The organism is Paenibacillus sp. JT22N7, from assembly GCF_059383875.1.
The window spans coordinates 123,732-135,587 of sequence record NZ_JBXENY010000008.1; the positions used below are offsets into that span (position 1 = coordinate 123,732).

An 11,856-nucleotide genomic window follows, 5' to 3' on the forward strand; every position below is an offset into this window, starting at 1 on the left:
AATCTCCTGAGACATTTTCTTCAAGGCTGGGCTTGTGGGCTAGCTTCATTCAGCTTCCATTCATCAAAAAGTGCGAGGTATAGGCAATTATGGTTATGTATTTGGATATATAGAGACTTTGGCGGACACAGCAGCCGTTATTCTCTGCAAAAATGGTTTTTGGCCGTGCTGGCGGACACAGAAGCCGCTAATCGCCCCTATTCCTCCTATTTGAAGCGATAGGGTGTGGCATAACGGCTTCCCTGTCCGCGCAGCAGTCGAAAACATGAAAATTGCTGAAATAGCGGAATGTCAGTCCTTTTAAATGGAGAATATTCGTGCTGAGCTGACCGAGCGCTTTAGTATGCTGCTCTTGTTCGCCCACCGTGGTTCTCACCCTAACTATACGCGAATAAAAATAGAGTTGGCAAATCGCTCATTCATACGAAATCGCCGCGCTCCTAATGGTTAAGGGCGCGGCGATTGCTTAATTAGGCCAGTATAGAGCGCGTGTTGCGCAGCACAGCTTTCATGAAAGGAGAATCTACAGGGACGCTGCCCATAATTTTAATTTTCCGTTTCTGCACGTCGAGACTTTTCATTTGATTGGTCAGGACAACTCCAGAGAAGGCAAGACCGCCAGGCAACGCGACTTCAAACGGATATTCTTTAATTTGGCTCGTAATGGGACACACAACTGCAAAGCCGGTTAGTTCGTTAAAATCAGCCTCGGACAACACAAGAGCTGGTATTCTCCCAGCCTGCTCATGACCAGCTTGGGGATCAAAATCCAGCCATATTAAATCGCCGCGCTGGGGGATAGGTATCGTCAAATGAGCTCGTCTCCTTCAATGCCAACATCGAATTCCTCATGCCGTGGGGAAGCGGGCTGGATTTTAGCAAGGAGTTGCTTTAAATGAGTGCGCAGCTCTTCATTCGTTTCTTGCTGTTGTTTCATAGGACGCAGCAGCAATTCATTTTCAGGAGTAATGACCAATTCGATTTCAGCGCCCTCCTCCAAATTCAGACGTTTAAGAAGCTGATTCGGAATCCGGACAGCACTGCTGTTTCCCCATTTACTAAGCGTTACAGTCGTCATTGGGCTCATATCCTCTCTCTTCTGGTCTTTCAAGTATACTTCACCCCTTTTATCATGTATATACTTAGGATATACATCTTCCGACAATCGGATACTCGATGACCGAAGGAAAGGCACCTAAATCCCATTATTATATCTCCTTGCTATAATAGTATAATGATTACTACTGAATAGGATACGAAACAGGGAAAGAGGGATTGGATGCTTATTATTTTTCAACTCGAAACGGTTCGTAGGCTTGGCTATCGACTTGAGGTGCAACAATGATCAAATCATTATATACACGCGTAGTCCTAATATTCCTAGTCTCCGTGATCGGGAGCACGATCATTGCTTTTTTAGCAGCCACTTGGCTATTTGAAGATCAATTGAACGAAAACTCGCAAATTCTTTTGCGTAATTTTGGACATGACATCGCCTCGATCTACGAGACCATTCCGTCGCGTGAAGCGGACGCGTTAGTTAGTAAAATGAAGCAGCTCAATTCCTATCATATTCGAATTTATGAAGCAACGGATCGATTCCAGTCTTTTGGAGCGCTGGGCGGACATAAGCCTGCTGCTATAATAACGGAGCAAGTAAAAAAGGTATTAGCTGGAGAAACGGTTCAAGGCAATAAGGAAGGTGTTACGGTTGCCTACATTGGATTTCCGTTGAACACAGATATGGGGACGAAAGCGATGTTTGTGGAGACGCTCTCCCCTCCGTCCACCTCATTTGTCATAAAATGGGGATTAACGATTGCAGCCTATTCGTTAATTACAGGAAGCTTGTTTGTTCTAATTGCCTCGATCTTCATCATAAGCCCGATTAACAAGCTGACAAAAGCGACCAGGCGGATAGCGGCTGGAGACTTCAACGTCAAGCTGAATATTAAGCAGACGGGTGAATTAGGCACTTTGGCTCGCAGCTTCGAAGAAATGATGCATGATCTGCAGCGGCTGGAGCAGATGCGCAGGGAATTCGTAACGAACGTATCGCATGAGGTACAATCGCCGCTCACCTCGATATCCGGTTATGCGATAGCGCTCAAGCAAGAAGGCATCGGAGCTAGCGAGCGCAGCCGTTATCTCGATATTATTATTAATGAAGCCAAGCGGATGTCCAAGATGAGCGATAGTTTGCTCAAGCTAAGCATGCTCGAATCACAGTCACAGCAGCTGCAACTCGTAACGCTCAGACTTGATGAACAGATTAGGCGAGTCATCGTCGGGATTCAGCCGCAATGGTCGGCGCGGAACATCCATTTTGAGCTTAATTTGAAGCCAGCTATGCTAACGGCTGATCACGATCAGCTAAATCAGGTATGGATCAATATCATTGGCAATAGCATCAAATTTTCCAACGATGGCGGCATGATTACAGTCAGCATCGAGCAAGACATCAAACATTTGACCGTCCGAATATCAGACGAGGGCATTGGTATTTCACTAGAGGACCAGAAGCGTATATTCGAGCGTTTCTTTAAGGCAGATCGCTCTCACAGCCGAAAATATGAAGGCAGCGGTATGGGTCTGGCCATCGTTAAGCAGATTATTTCGCTTCATCAAGGCGATATTCGAGTGGAAAGCGAACCGGGTCTGGGAACGACCTTCATCATCACCTTGCCCGTCACAATGCTGGCTGAATAAGAGGCTTATCCATCATTATCTCATAGCGGTCCCCTCGCTGCTCCCCATGCCTGCGTCATCAGGTACAAGCCTCCTGCCTATAATGACGCAGGTTTTTTTGCGTGTTCATATTCCGTTCATCCTGCCGGCATATAGAGTACATTTTCATCGTGTAAGCTTTCCCTATCGGCCCTTAAGGGCGCCCAGTAGAGAGATGACGATAGGAGAAGATGCAAGTGGAAATACGAGAGGTAAACAAGATGGAGCTGGATACAACAACAAATAAAAAGCCAGCCAGCAGGTTGAAAAAATGGCTTCGCAGGTTGCTTAAAGTAATAGCGGCCATAGGAATAGCAATCGTCGTTTTTATAGCCGTCGTTTTTTTCGTGAATTTGTTCAGCAGCAAATCAGAGCAAGCGAAATTATTGCCTTATGGCCAGTCGGTAGCTGTAGATGGGAAATATATGAATGTATCGACCCATGGACAAGGAGAAGAAACGATCGTGCTCCTGCCAGGTTATGGCACAGCAGCGCCGGCACTTGATTTTAAGCCGCTAATCGAACAACTGTCACCGTATTACAAAGTCGTCGTAGTTGAGCCATTTGGTTATGGATTAAGCGATCTGACCGACAAGGAACGAAGCACAGAAAATATAGTAAGTGAAATTCATGAAGCGCTGCAAAGTCTCCATATTGACCGTTACATTTTAATGGGCCATTCCATTTCAGGATTATACAGCTTAGATTATGTGAACAAATATCCAAGCGAAGTGAGCGCATTTGTCGGACTCGACAGCAGTGTCCCAACGCTCAAAGAGCAGAAGATAGGATCTTCCATATTAAAGACGCTTAGCCTGCTCAGAGAATCAGGTTTCGCCAGATTGCAATTGAAATTAGGCGATGACCCTTATGCTGAATTGCCATATGATGATCAAACCAAAGAGCAACTGAAAATCATGATTCGCAAAAACATTTATAATGCCAATCAATTAAATGAAGCCGGAAGTATGTATGCTAATTTTGAAGCAGCAGAACAATTAACCTTCCCAAAAGCTCTTCCCGTTATTTTCTTTATCCAAGCCAATCATCCAGTAACGGATAGATGGATACCCGAGCATGAGAAGCAAATCAAGGATTCTGTTCATGGAAAAATAGTATTATTTGAAGCAGACCACTATTTATATCGTACTCATTCGGCAGAAATCGTTGAAAACCTCAGGATGTTTATGGAACAAGTAAAAAAAGACAAGTAGTTGATTTCTATTGTGCTATGTAACAATCTGCTGCGTATTGCCCTGTTTTGCGCCGGGGCGCTGCACGATTTTCACCGAACGGCTTTGCACGAGTAAAATATAGCCAACATCAAAAAGGAAAATAAGGACATACATGAACATCAGCAGCAGGGAATCCGGGTAGAGCTTGTAGCTGAGCACGGAGGCGCATAAGGTGCCGAGCATTTTGGCCCAAGCAATAAAACGGGACTGCCCCAGCAAGTCCTTCTGGAACAGCATTTGAATAAACAGTATGGACATCATCAAATTGATGCCAAAGGCGGTATATTTGCCCTCCGGGTCATGGAATTCGACCGAGACGCCGTAATGCAGCAAGAAAGCGGTAGCGAGCAGAGAGCCGACGATAACGGCTATTTTTTTCGGTGAATAGTCATTGCGGGTGTAATACAAAAATTGCAGCAAAATGATAATGTCGAGCGCGAACCAGACGATTGTAATGATTTGCTGAAGCGGGTTGAAGGGCATGAAAAAGCCGAACAGCAGCTCCCACGTCAAGTTGGCGCAGAGCGCAGCCAAAGGCATGCCGCACGTCCTGTCCTTAAAGCCTTGATAAATAATAAGCAGATAGGTGATTGTCCAAAAAAACGCCATTCCGAGCAGCAGCAGCAGGTCCATCAAGCCTTATCGCATCCTTTCCAAAAACGGTTGTTATAAAAACGTATGTTGGCGGCTGCTCGTCTATGTCTTATGTTAAAATAGAAGACAACGAAGCTGGCCGGGTGCCGCTGGGCACATATACAGCCAGAGCAAGGAAAGAAGGAAGAGCGTATGGCAATTTATGAAATTGAAGAGGATGAGTGGCTGCGTCTGGCGCGAATCGGCAATGGGAAGGATGCGCTGCTGTTCTCCAGCCCTTTCTGCGGAACGTGCAAGGTAGCCGAGCGGATGCTGGACATCGTTCAGGCAGCGGAAGTGCCGACGACGATGTATAAAATTAACATCAATTACGCGCCCAAGCTGCGCGAGGCTTGGAAAATTACGAGCGTTCCCTGCCTAGTGCTGGTGAAGGACGGCGAGCCCCAGCGGTTCGAATACGCGATGCGCTCTGTCGATTATCTTTACAAGCTGCTGAAAGAGGATGAGTAGCTATATATACTTTATAAAAATGGCACATCGGAGCATGCTCCGATGTGCCGTTTTTTGAATATAGGAAAGGATATGATTTTCTCGTAATGATACGCGCTGCGCCGCCAAAGGACGGCGACAGCCGTTTCATCTTGTTTTTTACCTGAAAAAAGCAGACATCGACCTGAAATAAACAACGGTAGGAAAAAATCCAGCTCTCCATTACGATGAAGGAGAATAAGGCGGGTATACTAGAATTATTTAGAAGGTGCTTTGCAGGGAGGATGGGGAAAATGCTGAAAGCGGTTGTATTTGATGACGAATATATTGTCCGCCAAGGGCTGAGCCAAATGATCGACTGGCAGCGTTATGGCGTCGAGCTGGTAGGAACGGCGGGAGACGGCTTATCGGCACTAGAGATGTTTCGCGAACAGCGGCCGGACATTGTGCTGACGGATATTCGGATGCCGGGCATGGACGGACTGAGGCTCATTGAGACGGTGGCAGGCGAAGCAGGGGATACGATGTTTATTGTGTTCAGCGGCTTTAATGAATTTGAATATGTGATGCGGGCGATTGGGCTTGGCGTTGTTGATTATTTGGAGAAGCCGGTTACGGTAGAGAAAATAGATGAAGTGATGCGCAAAGCAATCGAGCGAATTGAGAAGCAGCAAGCATTCAGCTCCATGAAATCCAAATGGGAGGCGTCGAAGCAGGAGCTGCTGGAGAAAGCGACGCTGAACTTGCTGTTAGCGGGCGATAGTGCGCTAGGCAAATGGAAGGAAAGCTATGGCCCGGAGTGGGAAGCGATTGCGGGCATTACGGTGCTCGCTTTTTCCTCGGAATGTGTAGAGCTGCCAGAAAGTGCCGCTTATCAAATCGTTGAGGTGACGAATGGGGCAGACCGGCTGTCGGCGGTGCTTCATTTCAAGCTGCCCGCAGACGAGCTGTGGGAGCAGCTTATGCTGCAGGGCGGAGACTGTGAGCTGTTCGCAGCAGGAGGAACCTATGCAACGCTAGCAGAAGCGCCAAAAAGCTGCAAGGAAGCGCTGCGGGCGCTGCGCTACGGCCGGTTTTTGGAGGAAAGCGGCTTGATCCGCATTGAGGAAATGGAAGGCAGCGATGAGCTGGCAGACCATTTGACGAAGCATGAGGAGTCGGTCATTTTCTCCTTGCGCACGGGGGACAAGAAGGGGCTGCTGGCTGCGTTGGACGAATTCGAGGTGTCGGTTGGGGAGCAGAAGCTGGACCCGGAGCAGGCGGAGCGCGAAATTTTACAGCTCGTTTATGTGGGCCTTGAGGTGCTGAAGGAGACGGGGCGGGACATTCGCTCTCTCGGCAAGGTCGCGCATCAGGAGCTTGGCGTCATGCATACGCGCGAGGAAATGTTCCGCTGGCTCAGGGGCAAGGTGGAGGCGATGCTGACGGCCGTTACCGAAGCTAGGCGCTCCGCGAAGCATGCGGCGGTCGAGAAGGCGCTTGCCTATATGGAGGCTCGCTTTGGGCAGGACATTTCCTTGCAGGAGCTGGCGGAGCATGTTGGCCTGAATGCGACGTATTTCAGCCTGCTTTTCAAAGAAGAGATGGGCATCTCCTATATTAAGCATTTGACTCACGAACGGATGGAGCGTGCAAAGGTGATGCTGCGAGAAGGGATGCTCGTCGGGGAAGTCAGCGAGAAGGTCGGTTATCTCAACTACAGGCATTTTACGGAAACGTTCAAAAAGCTCATAGGCATGACGCCTAAGCATTACCGGGAAGCCTACTCGATCGAGCGTAAGGAAGATGGCCATGCCTAAAAAACGGCTAGTAGAATGGCTGCGGTTCAAAAAAATCCGAAGCCGGTTTTTGGCGGCAATGATTCTGCTCATCGTGCCTTCGATTATGCTGCTCGGCTACATTTCCTTCAATATTACGAAGGACACGCTGACGGATATGAATGAAAAAACGAATTTGGACCATTTGCGTACGTCCAGCGAGGTGGCCGACCTATTATTTCGAAATATTAACAATTTTCATCTATCTATTGTTGTCAACGATGCCATTCGGCAGAGCCTGCGCAGCAGCGGAGAAAATCCGGGCAGCCAGCCCGATACGGTGAACAGCACAACCTCCTCGCGGCTCAAAGGCTTAATCAGCAGCAGCTTTGCTGATACGCGTTATGTAACCTCGGTCTGTCTGCTTGATCTAAAGCTTCACACCTACTGCTTTGGCCGCTCCGATGATGCGGGCGTGTATGAAGGAAGCGATAAAATAGCCAAGATTACAAGCTCGGACTGGTACAAGGCGGCGTATGAGAGCAAGGGAAAGGTTGTGTATTATCCGTCAGATATTTTTGACGATACGAATAAGTCCTTTTCTACCGTGAAGCTGTTTCGCGATGCGGAGGACCCGGGCGGCCAGCCGATTGGCATTCTCGTCATCAATGTATCCAAGACGATTTTTGATAAAGTGTTCGGGGGCAGCAAGGAGAACGGCTCCTTCATGGTGCTCAGCGAGGGGACTGGCTCGACAAAAGCAGTATACAGCCATAATGATACTGTTCCGCTTGCTGGCGGGACCATCTCGGAAACGCTGGACCACTTGAAGGATGAAGGCTTTCTGGTCAATCCTTATTATAATCAGACGACAAGCTGGACGCTGGTCCATCTCGTCGAATCGAAGGAGCTGCTGAAGCATACCCAATACATTGGCCTGGCGACGACGCTTATTGCCGCGGCTTTCGCGGTGACAGCGCTGATCCTATCCTTTTTTATATCGGGAACCATCACAAGGCCGCTGCTGCGGCTGAAAAAAATGATGAACGACTGGACGCTTGGCAAGCGCGATTTTCCGGCGGAATTTGCCCAGGATGAGGTCGGTGTCATCGGTGAAACGTTCAAGCGCATTGCCCGCGAAAATGAGGAGCTGAATGCGCGGCTCATCAACTCGGAGCTGAAGGAGCGGGAGGCGGAGCTTAGGGCGCTGCAATCGCAAATTAAGCCGCATTTTTTGTATAACACGCTGGATTCGATCTATTGGATGGCGATTTTGCAAAATAATAAAGAGGTCGCCCAAATGGCGGTATCTCTCTCCGAAAGCTTCAAGCTCAGCTTGAACAAGGGCAAGGAGACGATTCTCGTATACAACGAATTGAAGCATATCGAGCATTATTTGAACATCCAAAACATTCGGTTCAACAACCGCTTCCACTATATCGAGGAGGTGGAGGAGTCGATCAAGGGGCTGGAGATCATGAAGCTGCTGCTGCAGCCGCTGGTCGAAAATGCCATTTACCATGGTTTGGAGCCGAAGGTCGGAATAGGAACGATCCGTTTGACGGGTGGAACTGACGGGCCGTATTTGATTTTCACGGTCGAGGATGACGGGGTGGGGATGGCGGATATGGCCCAGACAGAGCAGGGCTACGGCATGCGCAACGTTAAGGAACGGCTGTCGCTGTCTTATGGGGAAGGCAGCTCGCTGACCGTCTGGAGCCGAGAAGGAGAGGGCACCCGTGTGACCCTGCGCTTCAACCCATCGAATCTACCTAAAAAAAACCGACACTCACCTGAAAAATGAAGCGCTTTCATAAAGGTCGTTTCCTCTCTACAATAAGGGTATAGAAAGCTACTTATACAGCATCAGCGACAACGAACGAGGGGGAACGAAACATGAAGAACATGAAGCTTAAATCGCTCGCAATGACAGCAACCGCACTTGTGCTTACCGGAACGCTAGCGGCATGCGGCGGAAGCAATTCGGGCGGCAATACCGGTACGGATACGGCGGCGGGCGGCACAGGCGGCAATACAGAGAAGAAGGTAACGCTCTCGCTGCTGGTTGATAATACGCAGGATTCGGTCAATTTGGCGAATGCTTATGTCGACGCTTTCCAGAAGAAATATCCGAACATTACAGTTGAGATGGAAACAAGGCCGGGCGGCGGCGAAGGCGACAATATTGTAAAGACTCGTCTGGCGACAGGCGATATGACGGATGTATTCTTTTATAACTCGGGCTCCTTGATGCAGGCATTGTCTCCAGAGAAAAACATGCTGGACCTGACGAATGAAGCATTCCAGTCGGGCGTCGTGGACTCCTTCAAGCAGACGGTTTCCTTCAATGGAAAAGTGTATGGCGTGCCGACATCTTCCACGATTGCTGGAGGCTGGTTCTATAATAAGAAAATTTATGCTGACCTTGGACTGAAGGTGCCTATTACTTGGGATGAGCTGATTGCCAATAACGAGAAAATTAAAGCGGCAGGCATTTCCCCGGTTATAGGCTCCTACAAGGACTCGTGGACCTCGCAGCTCGTTGTGCTGGCCGATTATTACAATGTACAGGCACAGGTACCGTCATTTGCGGAAGATTTTACCGCTCATAAGGCAACTTTTGCAGGCACGCCTGCAGCGCTGAGAGGCTTCGAGAAGCTGCAGGAGCTGTATGATAAAGGCTTTATGAACAAGGATATGCTGGCGACAACCTATGATGCGGGCCTCAAAATGCTTGCCGATGGCAAGGGCGCACATTATCCAATGCTATCGTTCGCATCACCATCGCTTGTGCAGAACTTCCCGGATGAAATCGAAAATATCGGCTTTTTCGCCCAGCCTGGCGACGATGCCTCGAAAAACGGTTTGAGCATCTGGATGCCAGGGGCGAGTTACATTTATAAGGAAACTAAAAATGTAGAGGCAGCCAAGCAATTTGTGGCCTTCATCGCTTCTGTAGAAGGGACACAGGTTGCGGCAGCTGTCTCGAAGCCAACCGGCCCGTATCTGATCAAGGATGCGACGATTCCGGACGATGTGCCTACGCTGGTGAAAGACATGCTGCCGTATTTCGAATCGGGCAAAACGGCGCCAGCGCTGGAGTTCGTTTCCCCAGTTAAAGGACCAAGCCTGGAGCAAATTACCGTTGAGGTTGGCGCAGGCATTAAGAAGGCAGCGGAAGGCGCGGCTGCTTACGATAAAGATGTGGAGAAGCAAGCGAAACAGCTTGGACTGGCGGGCTGGTAATTTTCAACTTAAGTAGTAGTAAAAAATAGATAGATAAGCTCGGCCCTGCTTGCAGGGCCGCTTTACTTCAAAATATACGCTTGACTGTGTAGGAGTGATAACGATGAACAATATATTTAAACGAACCTACTCCTATTGGTTCCTGCTGCCAGCAGCCATTATTTATTTTATTATTTTCATCCTGCCGACGATTATGTCCTTCTTCTTCAGTATGACGAGATGGACGCTGTCGGATTGGGAGTTTATCGGGTTTGAAAATTTTATTACATTTTTTCAGGAGCAGTCCTTAAGCATTGGTTTTAAAAATACACTGATCTATGCGGTCGTTACCTGTACGCTCAAGGTTGCACTGGGACTGCTGCTAGGCGTATTGCTAACCTCGAAAATTCGGACCAAAAGCTACTTGCGGTCTGTCATATTTTTCCCTACCTTGGTGAGCACGATTGCTGTCGGTATTGCCTTCAGCATGATGATGCACCCGACGCAAGGCGTCATTAATACAGCGCTTGCCGCCATCGGCATTGAAGGTCCGGATTGGCTCGGTGATACGAGAATCGCGCTGCTGTCGGTCGCCATGGTCGATGTGTGGAAAGGCTTAGGCTTCGCGACTGTCATTTACATTGCCGGGATTTTGTCGATCCCCGCGGAATATTATGAAGCCTTGCAAATCGACGGCGGCAACAACTGGCATAAGTTCTGGAACATTATTGTGCCGCTGAGCCGTCCAGCTACGAACTCCGTTATTATTTTGGCCTTCATCGGCGGTCTGCGCTCCTTCGATCTGGTATGGGCGATGACCAAGGGCGGCCCGGGCTTCACGACCGACTTGATTGCGTCGATCATTTACAAGCAATATCAAGGCGGCTTCTATGGCCTCGCTACTGCGGGCAATGTGATTTTGTTCCTCGTTGTGACAGCGCTTGCCTTCCCGCTCTATACGTATTTGAACCGCAAGGAGGTAGACCTGTGAGAAAGATCAGACAATGGGGCTTTGAGATTGGTGCCGTCTTGTTTACGATTGTCGTGTTCTGGATTCCGTTCTACTTCATACTGGTCAATTCGGGCAAGGACGCGAAAGAGTCTTCGCTGCTCACGATGTCATGGGCCTCCAATAGCCAATATTGGGAAAATATTAAAACCGTCGTTGTGGCCCGCGATTTTATGCTGATTCGCGCCTTCATCAACAGTACGGTGCTGACGGTGGCCTCCATCGCTATTTTGATCGTACTGTGCGCGATGGCAGGCTATGTGCTGCAGCGCCGAACAGGAAAGCTGTCGCCACTGTTCAACTTCTTGATTCTTGCCGGGCTTATCATTCCGCCGGCCATCGTGCCGACGATCTGGGTCATGGACGGGATTGGCCTGTTCAAAACACTGATCGGTCTTATATTGATCGAAGTCGCGCTGGGCTTTCCATTCGCAGTTCTGCTTTATAAAGGCTTCATGAGCGGCATTCCGCGTGAAGTGGATGAGGCGGCCGTTATTGACGGCGCTGGCGGCCTTCGGCTGTTCTTTGGTATTATTTTGCCGCTGCTCCAGCCTGTAACGGCAACGGTAGTCGTATTGTCCTCGGTTACCATCTTCAATGATTTCACGAACCCGCTTTATTTTCTGCCGGGCTCGGACAATGTCACGGTGCAGCTGACGCTCTATAACTTCCAGAGCCAGTATGTGACGCAATACAATCTGCTGTTCACGAACATATTGCTGATTACGATTCCGCCGCTGCTGCTGTTTATTATTTTTAACAAGCGTATTGTAGCGGGCATGACAGCTGGTTCGGTTAAAGGTTAGTGTCTCATTCATAA

11 protein-coding genes are annotated in these 11,856 nt (G+C 48.8%); 8 read left to right on the plus strand and 3 right to left on the minus strand.

Annotated elements, in window-relative coordinates; translation table 11 throughout:
• Nucleotides 1-470 precede the first annotated feature (470 nt).
• Together AC50Y5_RS21545 and AC50Y5_RS21550 are read right to left on the minus strand one after the other, a co-directional pair.
• On the minus strand, nucleotides 471-806 hold the full coding sequence (locus tag AC50Y5_RS21545; protein WP_056033054.1) for a type II toxin-antitoxin system PemK/MazF family toxin: 336 nt from the start codon (nucleotides 804-806) through the stop codon (nucleotides 471-473).
• Nucleotides 807-808: 2 nt separating this feature from the next.
• Nucleotides 809-1,111, minus strand: coding sequence for an AbrB/MazE/SpoVT family DNA-binding domain-containing protein (locus tag AC50Y5_RS21550; protein WP_235533080.1), 303 nt, complete (start codon nucleotides 1,109-1,111; stop codon nucleotides 809-811).
• Between the two features lie 230 nt (nucleotides 1,112-1,341).
• On the opposite strand from AC50Y5_RS21550, the gene AC50Y5_RS21555 reads away from it, so the two are divergent.
• Complete coding sequence (locus AC50Y5_RS21555; protein WP_494863642.1) at nucleotides 1,342-2,709, plus strand: sensor histidine kinase; 1,368 nt, start codon at nucleotides 1,342-1,344, stop codon at nucleotides 2,707-2,709.
• Between the two features lie 209 nt (nucleotides 2,710-2,918).
• A complete protein-coding gene (locus tag AC50Y5_RS21560) occupies nucleotides 2,919-3,941 on the plus strand; it encodes an alpha/beta fold hydrolase (protein ID WP_494863646.1) in 1,023 nt (340 codons plus the stop codon).
• Nucleotides 3,942-3,956: 15 nt separating this feature from the next.
• Here the strand turns inward: AC50Y5_RS21560 and AC50Y5_RS21565 are convergent, their stop codons facing one another.
• Entirely contained in the window at nucleotides 3,957-4,595 is a 639-nt protein-coding gene (locus AC50Y5_RS21565) for a transmembrane-type terpene cyclase (RefSeq protein ID WP_494863882.1), read from the minus strand.
• Nucleotides 4,596-4,748: 153 nt separating this feature from the next.
• Between AC50Y5_RS21565 and AC50Y5_RS21570 the strand changes: the two genes are divergently transcribed.
• From AC50Y5_RS21570 to AC50Y5_RS21595, 6 genes are all read left to right on the plus strand, one after another.
• The gene (locus tag AC50Y5_RS21570) at nucleotides 4,749-5,066 is read left to right on the plus strand and encodes a thioredoxin family protein (protein ID WP_056032253.1); all 318 of its coding nucleotides are present in this window, start codon (nucleotides 4,749-4,751) and stop codon (nucleotides 5,064-5,066) included.
• 272 nt (nucleotides 5,067-5,338) lie between these two features.
• Entirely contained in the window at nucleotides 5,339-6,844 is a 1,506-nt protein-coding gene (locus AC50Y5_RS21575; protein WP_494863648.1) for a response regulator, read from the plus strand.
• Complete coding sequence (locus AC50Y5_RS21580) at nucleotides 6,837-8,606, plus strand: cache domain-containing sensor histidine kinase (RefSeq protein WP_494863652.1); 1,770 nt, start codon at nucleotides 6,837-6,839, stop codon at nucleotides 8,604-8,606. The genes AC50Y5_RS21575 and AC50Y5_RS21580 overlap by 8 nt, the downstream gene beginning before the upstream one ends.
• A gap of 92 nt (nucleotides 8,607-8,698) precedes the next feature.
• A complete protein-coding gene (locus AC50Y5_RS21585; RefSeq protein ID WP_056032245.1) occupies nucleotides 8,699-10,048 on the plus strand; it encodes an ABC transporter substrate-binding protein in 1,350 nt (449 codons plus the stop codon).
• Between the two features lie 103 nt (nucleotides 10,049-10,151).
• Entirely contained in the window at nucleotides 10,152-11,018 is an 867-nt protein-coding gene (locus AC50Y5_RS21590) for a carbohydrate ABC transporter permease (RefSeq protein ID WP_494863657.1), read from the plus strand.
• Nucleotides 11,015-11,842 (plus strand): carbohydrate ABC transporter permease, encoded by an 828-nt coding sequence (locus tag AC50Y5_RS21595; protein ID WP_056032237.1) that lies wholly within the window; start codon nucleotides 11,015-11,017, stop codon nucleotides 11,840-11,842. Before AC50Y5_RS21590 ends, AC50Y5_RS21595 begins: the two co-directional genes overlap by 4 nt.
• The last annotated feature ends 14 nt before the right edge of the window (nucleotides 11,843-11,856 follow it).